The organism is Microbacterium sp. Root1433D1 (genome assembly GCF_001426835.1).
Lineage (GTDB): Bacteria > Actinomycetota > Actinomycetes > Actinomycetales > Microbacteriaceae > Microbacterium > Microbacterium maritypicum.
In genome coordinates, this window is record NZ_LMFN01000001.1 from 858667 (window position 1) to 875157 (window position 16491).

The 16491-nt window shown below is 69.9% G+C and carries 15 protein-coding genes; 4 read left to right on the forward strand and 11 right to left on the reverse strand.

What is annotated here, in order from left to right:
* Positions 1–16: 16 nt before the first annotated feature.
* Both ASD13_RS04155 and ASD13_RS04160 read right to left on the reverse strand, forming a co-directional pair.
* Positions 17–3667 carry a proline dehydrogenase family protein gene (locus ASD13_RS04155; protein WP_055866062.1) on the reverse strand — a complete coding sequence of 1217 codons (3651 nt, stop codon included), beginning with the start codon at positions 3665–3667 and terminating at the stop codon, positions 17–19.
* 76 nt (positions 3668–3743) lie between these two features.
* The gene (locus ASD13_RS04160) at positions 3744–4304 is read right to left on the reverse strand and encodes an acyl-CoA thioesterase (protein WP_055866890.1); all 561 of its coding nucleotides are present in this window, start codon (positions 4302–4304) and stop codon (positions 3744–3746) included.
* Between the two features lie 131 nt (positions 4305–4435).
* Between ASD13_RS04160 and ASD13_RS04165 the strand changes: the two genes are divergently transcribed.
* Complete coding sequence (locus tag ASD13_RS04165; RefSeq protein ID WP_031205707.1) at positions 4436–4945, forward strand: GNAT family N-acetyltransferase; 510 nt, start codon at positions 4436–4438, stop codon at positions 4943–4945.
* An 84-nt stretch (positions 4946–5029) separates the two neighbouring features.
* Here ASD13_RS04165 and ASD13_RS04170 read toward each other — a convergent pair whose 3' ends face one another.
* Genes ASD13_RS04170 through ASD13_RS04190 form a run of 5 tightly spaced genes read right to left on the reverse strand, consistent with a single transcriptional unit; the run spans position 5030 to position 10164 of the window.
* Positions 5030–6181, reverse strand: coding sequence for an acetyl-CoA C-acetyltransferase (locus ASD13_RS04170; protein WP_055866064.1), 1152 nt, complete (start codon positions 6179–6181; stop codon positions 5030–5032).
* Between the two features lie 30 nt (positions 6182–6211).
* Positions 6212–6697: an ASCH domain-containing protein gene (locus ASD13_RS04175; protein ID WP_055866066.1), complete on the reverse strand. Its 486-nt coding sequence runs from the start codon at positions 6695–6697 to the stop codon at positions 6212–6214.
* Positions 6698–6717: 20 nt separating this feature from the next.
* On the reverse strand, positions 6718–8412 hold the full coding sequence (locus ASD13_RS04180; protein ID WP_055866069.1) for a cytochrome b/b6 domain-containing protein: 1695 nt from the start codon (positions 8410–8412) through the stop codon (positions 6718–6720).
* Between the two features lie 2 nt (positions 8413–8414).
* Complete coding sequence (locus ASD13_RS04185; protein ID WP_055866071.1) at positions 8415–9386, reverse strand: electron transfer flavoprotein subunit alpha/FixB family protein; 972 nt, start codon at positions 9384–9386, stop codon at positions 8415–8417.
* 1 nt (position 9387) lies between these two features.
* Positions 9388–10164 (reverse strand): electron transfer flavoprotein subunit beta/FixA family protein, encoded by a 777-nt coding sequence (locus tag ASD13_RS04190; protein ID WP_017829470.1) that lies wholly within the window; start codon positions 10162–10164, stop codon positions 9388–9390.
* Between the two features lie 140 nt (positions 10165–10304).
* Between ASD13_RS04190 and ASD13_RS04195 the strand changes: the two genes are divergently transcribed.
* The 3 genes from ASD13_RS04195 to ASD13_RS04205 are packed head-to-tail and all read left to right on the forward strand — an operon-like array spanning position 10305 to position 11753.
* A complete protein-coding gene (locus ASD13_RS04195; RefSeq protein WP_017829471.1) occupies positions 10305–10841 on the forward strand; it encodes a MarR family winged helix-turn-helix transcriptional regulator in 537 nt (178 codons plus the stop codon).
* A 1-nt stretch (position 10842) separates the two neighbouring features.
* Positions 10843–11313, forward strand: coding sequence for an SRPBCC family protein (locus ASD13_RS04200; RefSeq protein ID WP_055866072.1), 471 nt, complete (start codon positions 10843–10845; stop codon positions 11311–11313).
* A complete protein-coding gene (locus tag ASD13_RS04205; protein WP_055866074.1) occupies positions 11310–11753 on the forward strand; it encodes a YdeI/OmpD-associated family protein in 444 nt (147 codons plus the stop codon). Before ASD13_RS04200 ends, ASD13_RS04205 begins: the two co-directional genes overlap by 4 nt.
* 96 nt (positions 11754–11849) lie before the next feature.
* Here the strand turns inward: ASD13_RS04205 and ASD13_RS04210 are convergent, their stop codons facing one another.
* The 4 genes from ASD13_RS04210 to ASD13_RS04225 are packed head-to-tail and all read right to left on the reverse strand — an operon-like array spanning position 11850 to position 16294.
* A complete protein-coding gene (locus tag ASD13_RS04210) occupies positions 11850–12626 on the reverse strand; it encodes an enoyl-CoA hydratase-related protein (protein WP_055866076.1) in 777 nt (258 codons plus the stop codon).
* Between the two features lie 28 nt (positions 12627–12654).
* The gene (mmsB, locus tag ASD13_RS04215; RefSeq protein ID WP_055866079.1) at positions 12655–13560 is read right to left on the reverse strand and encodes a 3-hydroxyisobutyrate dehydrogenase; all 906 of its coding nucleotides are present in this window, start codon (positions 13558–13560) and stop codon (positions 12655–12657) included.
* A complete protein-coding gene (locus ASD13_RS04220) occupies positions 13557–14762 on the reverse strand; it encodes an acyl-CoA dehydrogenase family protein (RefSeq protein WP_055866081.1) in 1206 nt (401 codons plus the stop codon). Before ASD13_RS04220 ends, mmsB begins: the two co-directional genes overlap by 4 nt.
* Before the next feature lie 29 nt (positions 14763–14791).
* Positions 14792–16294: a CoA-acylating methylmalonate-semialdehyde dehydrogenase gene (locus tag ASD13_RS04225; protein WP_055866083.1), complete on the reverse strand. Its 1503-nt coding sequence runs from the start codon at positions 16292–16294 to the stop codon at positions 14792–14794.
* Between the last annotated feature and the right edge of the window lie 197 nt (positions 16295–16491).

Here is a 16491-nt window from a genome sequence, read left to right on the forward strand (position 1 = left end):
ATTCTTTACACGAAGATCAGATCACATCGCTGCTCCACGGGTCGAGGTTGCCGTAACGGTGCGCGGTGATCGAGATCGACTGCTCGTGCACGAACGGCAGCAGCTCGATGCGCGCGGCGGCCGTCACCTCGCCGTCGTACACCGCGAGATCGGGATCACCGGCCGAGGCGGTGGCGAGCTTCGCGCGAAGAGCGGCGACCCCGTCACGGCCGCCGACCAGCCGCACCCGATCGCTCGCCGGCAGCGCGACGCCGTCGGAGGCATCATCCTGCCGCAGCATCCGCTGCAGCCACTCGTCGTCGCTCTCCAGGAACACCGGGGCATCGAGGTCGCCGAGGGCTCGACGCACGTCGGCGGGCACCCCCACCGGTGTCGAGATGACGAACTTCGCACCCGAGCGCACTCCGGCGATCACGACGCGCAGCAGGTCCTGCAGAGCCGCGTCGTCGGTCGCGCGAACCTCGACGGGCACTGGCCGGTAGCGGAAGAGGTTTCGCTCCACGCCCAGACGCGAGACGTCGCGCACCTGCCCGAACTCCCGGTCCCAGGCGAGCGCATCCGACAGTGCGGAGCGCCGGAGCCACTCGAACGACTCGTAGGCGAGCGACGACTGGGCCGATTCGATCAGGGCCGTGATGCGGGAGTCGAGCCCCCGCAGATGCAGGGTGCTGGAGGCCGGTCCGCCCGGCTGCGAACGCCACGACCCCAGGCCGATGAGGTAGTTCGGGCCACCGGCCTTGGCACCGGGACCGACCGAGGAACGTTTCCACCCGCCGAACGGCTGGCGCTGCACGATCGCCCCGGTGATGCCCCGGTTCACATAGAGGTTGCCGGCCTGCACCCGTCCGAGCCAGTACGACAGCTCCCCCGGGTCCTGGGTGTGCAGACCTGCGGTGAGCCCGTAGGCGACGGCGTTCTGCATCTCCACGGCGCGCGCGAACGTCGGCGCGTGCATCACCCCCAGCACCGGCCCGAAGAACTCCTCGGTGTGAAAGCGCGACCCCGGCTGCACACCGACACGGATGCCGGGCCGCCACAGCCGCCCGCTGCCGTCGTCTCCGGGTGCGAGCGCGGGCTCGATCAGCCACTGCTCATCGCCTTCGAGCTCGCTCAGCGCCCAGGCGAGCTTGCCGTGAGGCCGCTCGATCACAGGGCCCACCTCGGCCAACGGATCGGTCGGCTGCCCGACGTGCAGCGAGCGCACGGCGTCGGCCAGCTGGCGGGCGAACCGAGCCGAGCGTCCGACCGGACCCACGAGGATCGCCAGCGACGCCGCCGAGCACTTCTGCCCGGCATGCCCGAAGGCGCTCTTGACGAGGTCGGCGACGGCGAGGTCGAGATCCGCCGACGGGGTGATGATCATGGCGTTCTTGCCGCTGGTCTCGGCGAGCAGCGGCAGGTCGGGCCGCCAGGAACGGAACAGCGCGGCCGTGTCCCACGCTCCGGTGAGGATCACGCGATCGACGGCGTCGTTCGTGATGAGCGCGCGCCCGAGCTCGCCCTCCTCGATGTCGACGAGTGCGAGGAGGTCGCGCGGCACCCCCGCCTGCCACAGGGTCTCGGCGATCACGGCAGCGCAGCGGCGGGCCTGCGGCGCGGGCTTGAAGACGACGCCGGAACCTGCGGCGAGCGCGGCGAGCACGCCACCGGCGGGGATCGCGAGGGGGAAGTTCCAGGGCGGTGCGACGACGGTGACCGCCGCCGGGACGAACACGGCTCCGGCGATCGCGTCGAGCTCGCGCGCCTTGGCCGCGTAGTAGCGGGCGAAGTCGACCGCTTCGCTCACCTCGACGTCGGCTTCGGCGAAGATCTTGCCCGTCTCGGAGGCCGCGACCTCGATGAGATCCCCCCGGCGCGATTCGAGCGCGGCCGCAGCGCGCAGCAGCACCTCGGCGCGTTCGGCGGCGGGCCGCGCGCCCCAAGACGGGGCCGCGCGATGCACGCCCTGCACGATCCGTTCGAGATCCTCCGCGTCCGAGACCCGCGCGACCGCGATCGTGGCGGCGCCGAGGTCGGATGCGGGGATGCGCTCGCGCACCTCACGCGCCCACTCGCGGTTCGCAGGGAGGGCGGGGTCGCTGTCGGCGGTGTTCGAGAAGCCCGGCGCTCCGCCGGCATCCTGATCCAGCTCACGGGCGGAGTACACGGCGGTCTCGAGGAACGCCTCCCGTCCTCCGTCGTCGGAGCCGCGCGAGATGCCGAGCACCGCCTTGGTGAGGTCGGTCTCGGGCACCGGAGCTGCGGGGGCCGTCCGCACGGACTCGTGCACGGGCGCGCTGCGGTCTTGCGTGCGACGCGGCCCGATACGCAGCGTGGGGTCGCCCGCTCTGTCGAGCGCATCGAGGAAGCGGTCCTGCTCCCGCACGAACAGCGATTCGTCCTCGCCGAGGCGGAACGCGGCGGAGAGGAAGTTCTCCGACGAGGCGTTCTCCTCGAGCCGGCGCACCAGGTAGCTGATGGCCACGTCGAACTCGGCGGGCTCCACGACCGGCACGTACAGCAGCACCGGGCCGACCTCGCGCGAGACGGCCTGCACCTGCCCCTGTGCCATGCCGAGGAGCATCTCGAACTCGACGGCCTCGCGCACACCCCGCTCCCCCGCCAGCAGCCACGCGTAGGCGATGCCGAAGAGGTTGTGCCCCGCGACGCCGAGCTTCACTGCTGCGGCGTGCTCGGGCTGCAGCGCCCAGTCCAGGCAGCGCAGGTAGTTGGCGTCGGTGTCGAGCTTGGTGTCGTAGGTCGCGGGCGTCCAGCCGTGCATGCGCGCCTCGACGTGCTCCATCGCGAGGTTGGCGCCCTTGACCAGTCGCACCTTGATGCGGGCGCCGCCGTGCGCGACACGGTCCTGCGCCCAGGCGGTGAGCTCCTGCAGGGCGGGCAGGGCGTCGGGCAGGTAGGCCTGCAGCACGATCCCGGCCTCGAGCCCGGTCAGGCGCGGGTCTTCGAGGATGCGCGTGAAGACCGCGATCGTGAGGTCGAGGTCGCGGTACTCCTCCATGTCGAGGTTGATGAAGGTGCCGTCGGCCGCCGCGGTGACGTACAGCGGCAGGAGGCGAGCGACCACCTCGTCGACGACCTCGTCGAACGCCCACATCGAGAGGTGGCTGATGATCGCCGAGACCTTGACCGAGACGTAGTCCACATCCGGGCGCTGGATGAGCGCGTGGATGCCGTCGAGCCGCCGCCGCGCCTCCGTCTCGCCGAGCACGGCCTCACCGAGCAGGTTGAGGTTGAGACGGGAGCCGTTCGCCCTGATCCGCTCGATCGCCGCTCCGAGTTTCGCTGGGCGCGCGTCGACGACGAGGTGGCCGACCATGTCGCGCAGCACCCGGCGGGCGATCGGCACCACGGGCGAAGGCAGGATCTGCGCGACACCGCCGCCGAGACGCACCACCGAGCGGAGGTACCAGGGCAGGAATTCAGGCACGATCGGGGCGATCCGGTGCAGCTGCGAGGCCGCGGCGGTGAGGCTCTCCGGGCGCATGACGCCGTCGACGAAGCCGAGCGTGAACGGCAGACCGTTGACGTCCTGCAGCACCCCGGCGAGACGGGCGGCGGCAGGGTCGGGTTCGATCGCCGCGGCCTCGATCGCCCACCGACGAGCGAGCTCGACGGCACGGTCTGCGAGGGGTGCGGATGCCACGGCATCCGACAGGGAGTCAGCCATGGATTTCAGCCTAGGTCCGTGCTCTGGTTTGCACGGTATACAGGCCCGTCCCGGGCCGGCTACCCCGTCGCTTCTTTCACCCCCAGACGCTCGGAGCCTTCACCCGCACGGGAGGGAGGGCGGATGCCGCTGCCCAGTCGTGAACCCACGTATCGATCTCCGGCACGCCTTCGGGCTTGCCCACGGCGGCGAACAGCTCTTCGTTGCTGACGGTGCCGCCGGTGCGGCGCAGCATGCGCGAGCGCACGATCACCCGCGCGTAGATCTCTCCGTCGACGACGGCCCTGTGCTCGAGGAACACCGCCTTGTCGTCGTGGCCGATGAAGCGCGACTGCACGTCGAAGCGCTGCCACAGCTGCAGCGACTTGCGGAACGTCACGGTCTCGCTGGACACGACCGCGTACCAGCCGTGCTCCTTCATCGCGTCGAACAGCCCGGTTCGTATCAGCAGATCCCAGCGTCCGAGGTCGAAGAGCGACAGGTAGCGCCCGTTGTTCATGTGGCGCAGGATATCGATGTCAGTCGGCAGCGTGGTCAGGCGGATGCTGCTGACAGCCGACGCATCGAGGGTCTTCCCCCGTCGCACGCGGCGGCGAGCGCCGAGGATTACCAGGAGGGTCCGCCAGATCACGTTCACGAGGATCGATCGTAGCCAGGAGCGCACGATCGGCGAACATCGTTGTGCGAACCCTCCATGCCCGCGCATCGGGTGTCATCGAACATCCACTCGATTTCCTCTTCGTGGACGCCGCGCGTAGAGTCACGAACATGAGCGCCGAAGCCCAGCCTGAAGTCATCGTCCGTCCGGTCCGTGATGTGGATGCGGAAGCCCTCGGTCGCGTGCACGCGCAGTGCTGGCACGAGACCTACGACCACCTGATCAGCAAGGCGGCGCTGGAGAAGGTCTCGCCCCGCCGCATGGCCGAGCTGTGGACGCACTGGGCCTCGCAGGGCCCCGAGTTCACGATGAACGCCGCGCTCGTCGACGGCGAGATCGTCGGCTTCGTCGGCTCCGGTCCCGCCCGCGACAAGGACGCTCCCGCGTTCCGCGAGCTCTACTTCATCTACCTGCTCGATGCGTGGCACTCCACCGGCATCGGCCAGAAGCTGTTCGACGCGGCCGTCGAGAAGGACGAACCGCTGTATCTGTGGGTCGCCGAGGACAACCCCCGCGCGCACCGGTTCTACGCGCGCAACGGCTTCCGCCTCGACGGCGCATCGCACACCGAGCCGTTCCTGGGCGAGACGCTGACCGAGGTCCGCTTCGTCCGCCCCTGATCGATCACACGCGCGAGAGCGGGCCGTCTCCCCGAGGAGGCGGCCCGCTCTCGCTGTCTGCGCTGGTGCTCGGGCGACGGCAGGTCAGAGGCGCTCGATGATCGTCACGTTCGCGACACCGCCGCCCTCGCACATCGCCTGCAGGCCGTAGCGTCCGCCGGTGCGCTCGAGTTCGTTCAGCATGGTCGCGAGCAGCCTCGTGCCGGTCGCACCGATCGGGTGGCCGAGCGCGATGCCGCCGCCGTTGACGTTGACCTTCTCGTAGGGGGCGTCGAGCTCGCGCATCCAGGCGAGGACCACGGGAGCGAAAGCCTCGTTCACCTCGAACAGGTCGATGTCGCCGATGCCGAGCCCCGCACGCTCCAGAGCGTGCCTGGTCGCCGGGATGGGCGCCGTGAGCATGAGCACGGGGCTGGCGCCGCGGACCGTCATCTGATGGATGCGTGCGCGCGGCGTGAGTCCGTGTTCGCGCACGGCCCGTGTGCTCGCGATGAGCACGGCGCTGGAGGCATCGCTGATCTGCGACGACACGGCGGCCGTGATCCGTCCGCCTTCCCTGAGCGGCGCGAGCTGTGCCATCCGCTCCAGGGTCGTGTCCCGGCGCACGCCTTCGTCGTGGTCGAGACCGTTCAGCGGGGCGATCTCGTTCGAGAAGCGACCTTCGTCCTGCGCGACGGCCGCACGGCGGTGGCTCTCCAGGGCGAACTGCTCCATATCCTCGCGGGAGATGTCCCACTTCTCGGCGATCAGCTCCGCACCGGCGAACTGCGAGATCTCCTGGTCGCCGTACCTCTCGCGCCACCCCGGCGACTCCGCATACGGGGTGGTGAATCCGTAGGCCTGGCCCACGATGGCCGCCGCGGTCAGGGGCACCTGCGACATGTTCTGCAGACCGCCCGCGATCACGAGGTCGTTCACGCCGCTCATCACGGCCTGCGCCGCGAAGTGCACGGCCTGCTGGCTCGATCCGCACTGGCGATCGATCGTGACACCGGGCACATGCTCGGGGAATCCGGCGACCAGGGCGGCGGTGCGTGCCACGTTCCCCGCCTGTCCGCCGATCGCGTCGATCGCCCCCAGCACCACGTCGTCGATCGCCCCGGGGTCGATCCCGACCCGATCGACCAGCGCGCGGAGGCTGTGCGCGCCGAGATCAGCCGGATGGATGCCGGAGAGCGATCCGCCGCGCCGTCCGACCGGGGAGCGGACCGCATCGATGATGTACGCCTCGGCCATGATCTTCCTTCCGTCGTCGAGAATGATCCTTCACCGTGTGGGTGCAGTCGCGGCATCCGACGGGAGGAGCAGGTGGAATCGCTCGCACACCACGGGCATGTCCGGCTCGTATCCGCGGGGGTTCTCGGAGTGCAGTCGCCAGAAGCGCTCGTGCACCTCACGCCAGTGCGCGAGCGTGCGGTCGCCCTCTCCCTCGGCGAAAGCGTGCTCTTCGTCGACCTGGTCGAACGGCACGACCTCGACCGCGACGGTCTCGATCACGGCTCGCGGCACGTCGGCACCGTCGAGGAGTATGCTCAGCTCGCCCACGCGCGGCAGCGGTTCCCCGGCCTGTTCGTAGTCCCACAGCGCGGAGGCGGTACCCACCTTCACTCCGCTGATCACCAGCGCCAGAAGCTCGTCGGCCTGCTGCGGTGTGGCACCGAAACCCCACGCCTCCGGCTGTGCTTCGGGCAGGCGGGGATCATCCGCCCTCGCCCGTCGCCAGAAGGTCTCGATGTCGATGCTGTCACTCACTCCCTCAGGCTAGCTCCGGCTCAGCGTCCGGAGACCTTCCCGAACGCCTTCGCGATGGGGGCGAGCACGAGCGGGCGGGCGGCCACCCACGCGATCGCGATCACCACGAGCGAGAGGACGAACACCCAGAATCCGGTCCAGGTGACCGCATCCTGCGCCGCGAACATGTGGTTCAGGTTGCGCAGGAATCCGGTCAGCATCACGAGCGCGACGTGGGCGATGATGAACGCCACGAAGTAGAGCATGATCGGGAAGTGCAGCGCCCGCGCCCACTCGACCGGGTACGCCTTCGACAGCTTCTCGGCCTTCTTGGGCCACAGCCCCGACATGCGGAACCCGGTGATCGCCGCGAGCGGTGCGGCGATGAACACGGTCGCGAAGTAGGCGAGCTGCTGCAGGCTGTTGTAGTTGTTCCAGCCGTTCTCGTGCGGCCAGTCGAACGAGACGTACTGCAGTGCCGCCGACAGCGCGTTCGGGAACACCTCCCAGCTCGTCGGCACGATGCGCACCCAGTGCCCGGTGACGAACAGAAGGACCACGAAGATCACGCCGTTCACGAGCCACAGGATGTCGAGCGACTGGTGGAACCAGAGGTTGAGGCTGATCTTCCCCTTGGGGTTGCCCCGGGGCGTCCAGAACACGGTCGGCCGCTTCTCGGTGCGCACCTGCAGGCCCGAGCGGATGATCAGCACCATCAGGAACATGTTGAAGAAGTGCTGCCAGCCGATCCAGGGCGAGAACCCGGGCTCGACCGCGATCGCGGGTTCGTACTCGCCGGGGAAGGCTGCGAGGAAGTCCTGCATGAACGGGAAGCTCAGGAGCGTCCGCACGAAGGCGATCGCCGCTCCTGCGAGCACTCCGAGCGCAGCGGCGCCGAACAGCACGCCGATCGCCTGCGTCCAGGTCGGACGACGGCGGTCGGTTGCCGGCGCCGATGCGGCAAGGATGTGACGCGGTGCGCGCCCGTTCCATACCGTGCGGGTCCAGGGCAGAGGCATCGAGACGTCGGCGATGGCCGGAGCAGAGCCGGCGACGGCCACGGCGGTCGCGGCCGCTGCGGGCGTTTCCACGGCTGGCGCTTCCACAGTGGCAGCGGGCGTGCTCTCGGAGGCGACGGGCTCGAGAAGAGCGGATCCTGCGGCTGTCCGCACGAGCGGAACAGTGTCCGCGGGCGGCCAGGGGTCGCCACCGACCACTCGGGGCAGGCCACGACGGACACCGCCGGCCGCGGCGGGCTGCGCCTCGGGTTCGGCGACTGCGGACGAGGGGGCGGTCGATGCGGCGGCCGCCTCCGGCGCGGTCGCCATCGCCGTCGACACGGGAGATGCTGCCTCTGCGGCCGGTTCCGCCGTCGTCGCGTGCGGAGCGGGGGCCGCGGCAGCGAGGGCGGCGGGGGTCTGCGACGGCGGCCAGGGCTCGCCGCCCGAGACCCGCGGCAGACCGCGACGGATGCGCAGTGCTCCGGAGGTCGCCGGAGAAGCGGCATCCGTAGGCGGCGCAGGAGCGACCGCCCGTGCCGGATCCACCGCACCGGTCGTCACCCCGCTGTCGACGGCGGCGACCGCAGCCGGCGTCACCGCGTGCGCCACCGTCTCCGGGGCCGCACCGGCCTCCGGTTCCGCTGCGGCCGCGTCGACGGCCACCGCATCGGCGGGAGGCCAGGGCTCTCCACCCGGCACGCGCGGCAGACCGCGTCGCAGCATCCGCGTCGCCATGGCTACTTCTTCCGCGCCTCGAGGGCGGCGATCACCTGCGGGACCACGGCGAACACGTCGCCGACAATGCCGAAGTCCGCGACGTCGAAGATCGGCGCCTCGGGGTCCTTGTTGATCGCGACGATGTTCTTCGACGTCTGCATGCCCGCGCGGTGCTGGATCGCTCCGGAGATGCCGAGCGCGACATACAGCTGCGGCGACACCGACACCCCGGTCTGACCGACCTGGTGCGATTGCGGGATGTACCCGGCGTCGACGGCTGCCCTGGAGGCGCCGACGGCCGCGCCGAGTGCGTCGGCGAGCTCCTCGACGAGCACGAACTTCTCCTTGGACGCGAGGCCCCGACCGCCGGAGACGACGCGCGTCGCTCCGCGCAGCTCGGGACGGGAAGAGGCGACCTCGACCGCCTCGACCGGACCTGCCGTCGCCGCGACGGCGCCGGACGGCGTGACATCGAGCACCTCGACCGAGTGCGACGGCACGGCCTCGGCACGCGCATCCACCGCACCCTGACGCACCGTGATCACGGGGGTGCCGAAGGTGGGAGCCGAATCGACGAGATACGCCCCGCCGTAGACCGAGTGATGCGCGAGCACTCCCTCGTCGTCGCGTGAGACCCCGACGGCGTCGACCGACAGCGCGCTCTTCGTGCGCACCGCGAAGCGTCCGGCCACATCACGACCGGAGATCGAGTTCGAGATCAGCACGGCGTCGGGGCGCACCTGCGCGGCTGCGGCCTGCAGGGCGTCCACGATCGGCACGGTGAGCGCTGCGGGGTCGCCGTCGGCGGTCAGCACGACGGATGCTCCTGCCGCGGCAGCCTGGTCCACCGCGGCGGGGCTCCCGCCGACGATCAGAGCCACGGGCGAGCCGATCGTGGAAGCAGCGCCGAGGAGCGCCGCCGTGCTGCTCGCGACGTAGCCGGAAGGATCGACGTCGATGAGGACGAGGATCGGGTTCTCGGAGGAAGTCATCTCACACCAGCCTGTTCTGCACGAGGTAGTCGACGAGCTTGTCGGCCGCGTCGCCCTCATCGGTGATCTTCACGCCGGCAGCCCGCGGGGGCTTCTCCGACACGGTCGTCATGATGGTCCGCGGGGCGGCGGACGGATCTGCCGACACATCGAGGTCGGCGAGCGAGAGCACTTCGAGCGGCTTCTTCTTCGCCGCCATGATCCCCTTGAAGTTGGGGAATCGGGCGTCGGGGAGCGCCTCGGTGATCGAGATCACGGCGGGCAGCGGCGCCGAGACCGGCTGGCTGCCGGCGTCCGCGCCTCGGACTCCCGAGACGCCGTCTGCGGTGATCTCCACCGCGGAAAGGGCGGTGACCTGCGCGAACCCGAGATGCTCGGCGATCATCGCGGGGATCACTCCACCGGAGCCGTCGGTCGAGAGGTTGCCGGTGATCACGAGGTCGGGGGCGCCGCGGCGGATCGCCGCGGCCAGCACCTCGGCGGTGAGGCCGAGGTCGGCACCGGCGAGCTGCTCGTCGGCGATGTGCACGGCGGAGCCGGCACCGATCGCGAGCGCCCGGCGAAGGGAGGCCGTCGAGCCCTCCGGAGCCATCGAGACGGCCACCACCTCGGTGCCGTCGTTCTTGTCGGCGTAGCTGAGTGCGACTTCGAGAGCGCGCTCGGTGATCTCGTCGAGGACCACATCCCCCGCCGCACGATCGGCGAGTCCGGTCTCGAGATTCAGCTTGCGATCGCCATAGGTGTCCGGCACCTCTTTGACCAGGACGAAGATCTTCATCGATTGCTCCTCACGACTGCTGCAATTCTAGACCGCGATACTGAGTTCCAGCTCACATGCGACTGAGACTCAGCGGCTACAGCGAAGGATGCGTCGCGCGCCGTCGCCGCACCCCACCCTCCCGCCACTACCGTAGAGAAATGGCCCGACCCCGTCCGCTCCCCATCGATCCGCTCGCCGAGGCGAAGCGGCAGTGGCTCGCGCACGGATGGACGGATGCCGCCGACGGCATGGCCCTGGTCACCTCCGTCATGCGCGCCCAGCAGCTGCTGCTCGCCCGCGTCGATGCGACCCTCAAGCCCTTCGCTCTGAGCTTCGCCCGCTACGAGGTGCTGCGCCTGCTGGCCTTCAGCCGCGCGGGGAGCCTTCCGCTTTCGAGCGTGGTCGCCCGACTGCAGGTGCACCCGACCACGGTCACGAGCACGGCGGAGCGGCTGGTGCGCGACGGCCTGATCGCGCGTGAACCGCACCCGCACGACGGACGCGCCGCGCTCCTGGTCCTGACCGAGTCCGGCCGGGAACTGGTCGAGCGCGCCACCCAGGCCCTCAACGCCGACGTCTTCGCCCAGCCCGGTCTGAGCCGCGACGACGCCGCCGAGCTCGTCGCGATCGTGGCCAGGCTGCGCAAGGACGCGGGCGACTTCGCCGATCCGCGTCCGCAGCCCGAAGCCCTCTGACATGGCCCGGTTCGCACTCGAGACGGTCGTCGGTGCGGCCCCCGCGGAGGTGTTCGCCGCGTCGCTCGACCCTGCACTGCACGTGAAGAGCATGGCCCGATTCGGCGAGACGATGATCGAGGCACCGGCCGGCGGCGCCTTCACCGAGGGCACGACCGCGACCTGGCGGGCACGCCACTTCGGCGTCCCGCTCCGGCTGCGCTCGATCGTGTTCGACATCGATCCCCCGAACGGATTCTCGGACCGGCAGATCTCGGGCCCGTTCGCTGCGTTCCTGCACGAGCACCGGTTCGAGGAGCACCCGTCCGGCACGCTCATGCACGACACGGTGACCTTCCGCTCGCCGTTCGGCCCGCTCGGCCGGCTCGTCGACGCGCTGTTCATGCGGGAGTACATGCGCCGCCTCATCACGGAGCGCAACGCGATTCTCACCGCCGAACTCGAGGGCCCCGGGCGTACTCTTTCGGCATGAGCGAACTGCGCCTGCACACCGTCCTCACCGGCCGTGGCCCCGCTGCGGCGATCCTCCTCACGGATGAGCAGGTCGCCTCCCTCGGCGCCGGCAAGGCCTTCCCCGTGGCCGTCACCGTCGGCGGACGCACCGCCCGCCTGCGCCTGGCGCGGATGGGCAGCGAGAACATGATCGGCTTCAGCAAAGCCGTGCGTGCCGACCTGGGGCTCGAGATCGGCCAGGAGGTCGACGCCGTGATCCGGGTGGATTCGGCCGAGCGCACGGTCGAGGTACCGCCGGGACTCGCCGCGGCCCTCGATGCCGACCCTGCTGTGCGCGCGGCCTTCGACGCCCTGTCGTACACCGTGCGCAAGGAGCACGCGCGCAGCGTGGCCGAGGCCAAGCAGGAAGCGACGCGCGAGCGCCGGATCGCGAAGATCGTCGACGCGCTCCGCGGCTGAGGTGGTGCACATCTCCGCAGGAATTCTCGTCGGGCACGGCGCTGAGAGCCGCTTCCGGCGAGGCGCACTCTGTTCCGAGGAGTTGTTCACGACGCGCTAGCGGTTCTGGAAGTCGGGCGACCGCTTCTGGCGGAAGGCCGACATGCCCTCCTTCTGATCCGCGGTGTCGAACAGGGCGGCGAAGGCCCGCTTCTCGTGCGCGAGTCCCTCGGCCAGGGGCGTCTCCATGGCCGCATCCAGCGCGGCCTTCGCGGCATAGACCGACGGCAGCGACTTCGACGCGATCGTGTCAGCCAGCTTCGTCGCCTCGGCGAGGAGGTCGGATGCCGCGACGACGCGGGAGACGAGGCCGGAGCGCTCGGCCTCCTCCGCTCCCATGAATCGACCGGAGAGCACCAGCTCCGCCGCCTTGTAGTAGCCGACCGCGCGGATCAGTCGCTGGGTTCCGCCCATGCCAGGGATGACGCCGAGGTTGATCTCGGGCTGTCCGAACTTCGCGTTGTCGGCGGCCAGGATGATGTCGCACATCATCGCCAGCTCGCATCCGCCGCCCAGGGCGAAGCCGGAGACCGCGGCGATCACGGGCGTGCGCACCGCGGCGAACTCGTGCCAGACCCCGAAATGATCGGTCTCGAGCATCTGCGCCGCGGACATGCCCTCCATCTCCTTGATGTCGGCGCCGGCGGCGAAGGCCTTCTCGGATCCGGTCACCACGATCGCGCCGACGCCCTCGTCGGCGTCGAAGGCCACGGCCGCGGCGGTGACCTCGTCCGCGAGCCGGCTGTTCAACGCGTTCAGCGCCTCCGGACGGTTCAGGGTGATCCACCCGACTCGTCCGCGCTGCTCGACCAGGATCGTCTCGTACTCGGTCATGTCACCCTCTCCGTCGAAGTACCGATCATCACACGAGGTCGTCGCGGATGTCGGTGATGATGCCGGAGAAATCGCGCCCCGCGCCGTCGCCGGCCGCGAACGCGGCATAGATCTCCTGCGCGAGACGGCCCATCCTGGCATCCGTCGACGTCTGCTCGATCGCCTGCAGCGCGAGGCCGAGATCCTTCGCCATCAACGCCCCGGCGAAACCCGGCTGGTAGTCGCGGTTGGCAGGACTCGTGGGCACAGGGCCGGGCACGGGGCAGTTGGTCGTGATCGACCAGCACTGGCCCGAGGCCTGCGAGACGACGTCGAACAGCGCCTGATGCTCGAGCCCGAGCCGCTCCCCCAGCACGAACGCCTCGGCTACCGCGATCTGCGAGACCGCGAGCACCATGTTGTTGCACACCTTCGCCGCCTGGCCGAGGCCGGGACCGCCGCAGTGCACGATGCGCTTTCCCATGACCTCGAGCAGCGGGAGGGCGGCTGCGAAGTCGTCGTCCGACCCGCCGACCATGAAGGCGAGGGTGCCGTTCTCCGCGCCGACCACGCCTCCCGACACCGGAGCGTCGACGTTGCGGTGCCCGGCGGCGAGCGCGAGAGCGTGGGCGGCCCGAGCCTCATCGACGGCGATGGTCGACGACTCGATGAAGAGCGTGCCGGGGCGGGCGGCCGCGAGCAGTTCGGTGCGATAGGCCTCGATCACGTGCTTTCCGGCGGGGAACATGGTGATGACGACATCCGCGTCGGCCACGGCATCCGCGCCGCTCGCCGCCACCGGGATGCCGGCCGTCTGCGCCGCTTCGATGGCCGCGGGGACCAGATCGAAGCCGTGCACCTCATGTCCCGCGGCGAGGAGGTTCTTCGCCATCGGCAGTCCCATGTGCCCGAGGCCGAGGAACGCGACGACCACCGGGGAGGACGGCGCCGTCATGATCCGCTCCGCATCTGATCTCCGCCGTTGCGCTGGAGGGAGGCGGAACCCGCCGGCCGCAGCATCTCACGTCCGACGATCAGTCGCATGATCTCGTTCGTCCCCTCCAGGATCTGATGCACGCGCAGGTCGCGGACGACCTTCTCGATCCCGTAGTCCTGCAGGTAGCCGTAGCCGCCGTGCAGCTGCAGCGCCCTGTTGGCGACGTCGAAGCCAGCGTCGGTCGCGAAGCGCTTGGCCATGGCGCAGCGCATCGTCGCGTCGGGTGCGTGCTCGTCGACCGCCTGCGCGCCGTCGCGCACCATGAGACGTGCGGCGTGCAGATCGGTGCGCATGTCGGCGATCGCGAACAGGATGGACTGCTTCTCGGCGAGCGGCTCGCCGAACGCCATCCGCTCGTGCACGTACTTCACGGCCTGATCGAGTGCCCACTGGGCGCCCCCGAGCGAGCAGGCGGCGATGTTGAGACGGCCTCCGTTGAGCGCGGACATCGCGATCGCGAACCCGCGACCCTCGTCGCCGAGCATGGAGGAGGCGGGAACCCGCACACCGTCGAGGATCACCTGGCGGGTGGGCTGCGCGTGCCAGCCCATCTTCTTCTCCGGGGCGCCGAAGCTCAGCGCCTCGGAGTCGCCGGGGACGAGGAAGGCGCTGATGCCGCGCGCACCCGGCTCTCCCGTGCGCGCCATGACGACGTAGACGGCAGCCTCGCCCGCTCCGGAGATGAACTGCTTCACTCCGGTGAGAACGTAGTCGTCGCCGTCGCGGACGGCGCTGGTCGCGATGTTCGCGGCATCCGATCCTGCACCCGGCTCGGTGAGGCAGTAGCCGCCGAACTCCGACATGGCCGTCAGCATCGGCAGCCAGTGCGCGCGCTGGGCGTCGTCGCCGTAGGTGTCGATCATCCAGACGACCATGTTGTGGATGGAGATGTAGGCCGCGACCGCGGGGTCGCCCTTCGCGAGCTCCTCGAAGATCGCGACGGTGTCGAGACGGCTGAGGCCGCTGCCGCCGAACTCCTCGTCGACGTAGATGCCGCCGAGCCCGAGCTCGCCGGCACGGTTGAGCGACTCCCGCGGGAACAGGTGCTTCTCGTCGCGCTCGGCGGCGTAGGGTGCGAGTTCGGTCTCGGCGAACTCGCGGACGGCGCCGATGATCGCCTCGCGCTCCTCGGCGGTGGTGGTGACGGTGGTCATGGTCATCGTGGTTTCCTTGTGGGAGGTTTCCGGGGCTAGTGCATGGTCGGGATGACGAAGCTGGCACCATCGCGGATGCCTGCTGCGGGCCAGCGGCTCGTCACCGTCTTGGTCTTCGTGTAGAACCGGAAGGCGTCGGTTCCGTGCTGATTGAGGTCGCCGAATCCGCTGCGCTTCCAGCCGCCGAACGTGTAGTACGCGATCGGGACCGGGATCGGCACGTTCACACCGACCATCCCCACCTCGACGCGGGCGGCGAAGTCGCGGGCCGCGTCGCCGTCGCGCGTGAAGATGGCGACGCCGTTGCCGTACTCGTGCTCCGAGGCCATCCGCAGCGCCTCCTCGTAGTCGGCGGCGCGGGCGATGACCAGCACGGGGCCGAAGATCTCCTCACGGTAGATCGCCATGTCGGTGGTGACGTGGTCGAACAGGGTCGGTCCGAGGTAGAAGCCCTCCTCGTGCCCTTCCACGGTGAAGCCGCGACCGTCGGCGAGGAGTGTCGCCCCCTCGTCGATGCCCTGCTGGATGTAGCCCTCGACCCGCTCGACGGCCGCCCGTGTGACCAGGGGGCCGTAGTCGACATCGGCTGCGAGAGAGGGGCCGACCCGCAGCTGGGCGACGCGTTCGGTGAGTTTGGCGGCCAGCGCGTCGGCCGTCTCCTGTCCCACCGGGACAGCGACCGAGATGGCCATGCAGCGCTCGCCCGCCGAGCCGTACCCCGAGCCGATCAGCGCGTCGACGGCCTGATCGAGGTCGGCGTCGGGCATCACGATCATGTGGTTCTTCGCGCCGCCGAAGCACTGCGCGCGCTTGCCGTTCGCCGCGGCCGTCGCATAGATGTACTCGGCGATCGGGGTCGATCCGACGAAGCCCACGGCGCGGATGCGCTCGTCGGTGAGCAGCGTGTCGACCGCCTCCTTGTCGCCGTGCACGACGTTGAGGACACCTGCGGGGAGACCCGCTTCGAGGAAGAGCTCGGCGATGCGCACCGGCACCGAGGGGTCGCGCTCACTGGGCTTGAGCACCACCGCGTTGCCGGCGGCGAGCGCGGGGCCGGCCTTCCACAGCGGGATCATGGCGGGGAAGTTGAACGGGGTGATCGCGGCGACGACCCCGAGCGGCTGCCGCATCGAGTAGACGTCGATGCCCGTTCCCGCACCGGTGGAGTACTCGCCCTTGAGCAGGTGCGGAGCGCCGGCTGCGAACTCGATGACCTCGAGGCCGCGCTGGATGTCGCCCTTCGCATCGTCGACCGTCTTGCCGTGCTCGCTCGCGAGCAGCTCGGCCAGTGACGTCATCTCCCGCTGCACCAGGTCGAGGAACCGCAACAGCACGCGAGCGCGCTTCTGCGGGTTGGTCGCGGCCCACGCGACCTGCGCCTCTTCTGCGTTCGCGATCACGCGGCGCACCTCGTCGGCCGAGGCGAGCGGCACGCGCGCCTGCACGGCGCCGGTGCTCGGATCGAACACGTCGGCGAACCGACCGGAGTCGGGAGTGAGAAGCGATCCGCCCACGAAGTGCGGGATAGTACGAGTCATTGTGTGACATCCCTCCGTGCCGTCGTTGGCACATTGGGGAGTTTACTCGGAGGGCCGGACATTTACTAGGACATCCTTGTATTCCGCGCGCACGGCGGCGTCTGCGTCGATCGAGGTTGTTCGCGCCGTGTTCACCGCCGCGTCATCTCGACCGGGTACAACTGCAGGTGCGCGGACAGAGACTCAGACCGGATCGG

Excerpts from the sequence above, each read along its gene's own strand:
- ASD13_RS04155 (WP_055866062.1), bottom strand. The coding sequence starts at position 3,667 with ATGGCTGACTCCCTGTCGGATGCCGTGGCATCCGCACCCCTCGCAGAC.
- ASD13_RS04165 (WP_031205707.1), top strand. The coding sequence starts at position 4,436 with ATGAGCGCCGAAGCCCAGCCTGAAGTCATCGTCCGTCCGGTCCGTGAT.
- ASD13_RS04170 (WP_055866064.1), bottom strand. The coding sequence starts at position 6,181 with ATGGCCGAGGCGTACATCATCGATGCGGTCCGCTCCCCGGTCGGACGG.
- ASD13_RS04180 (WP_055866069.1), bottom strand. The coding sequence starts at position 8,412 with ATGGCGACGCGGATGCTGCGACGCGGTCTGCCGCGCGTGCCGGGTGGA.
- ASD13_RS04185 (WP_055866071.1), bottom strand. The coding sequence starts at position 9,386 with ATGACTTCCTCCGAGAACCCGATCCTCGTCCTCATCGACGTCGATCCT.
- ASD13_RS04190 (WP_017829470.1), bottom strand. The coding sequence starts at position 10,164 with ATGAAGATCTTCGTCCTGGTCAAAGAGGTGCCGGACACCTATGGCGAT.
- ASD13_RS04195 (WP_017829471.1), top strand. The coding sequence starts at position 10,305 with ATGGCCCGACCCCGTCCGCTCCCCATCGATCCGCTCGCCGAGGCGAAG.
- ASD13_RS04200 (WP_055866072.1), top strand. The coding sequence starts at position 10,843 with ATGGCCCGGTTCGCACTCGAGACGGTCGTCGGTGCGGCCCCCGCGGAG.
- ASD13_RS04205 (WP_055866074.1), top strand. The coding sequence starts at position 11,310 with ATGAGCGAACTGCGCCTGCACACCGTCCTCACCGGCCGTGGCCCCGCT.
- ASD13_RS04210 (WP_055866076.1), bottom strand. The coding sequence starts at position 12,626 with ATGACCGAGTACGAGACGATCCTGGTCGAGCAGCGCGGACGAGTCGGG.
- mmsB (WP_055866079.1), bottom strand. The coding sequence starts at position 13,560 with ATGACGGCGCCGTCCTCCCCGGTGGTCGTCGCGTTCCTCGGCCTCGGG.
- ASD13_RS04220 (WP_055866081.1), bottom strand. The coding sequence starts at position 14,762 with ATGACCATGACCACCGTCACCACCACCGCCGAGGAGCGCGAGGCGATC.
- ASD13_RS04225 (WP_055866083.1), bottom strand. The coding sequence starts at position 16,294 with ATGACTCGTACTATCCCGCACTTCGTGGGCGGATCGCTTCTCACTCCC.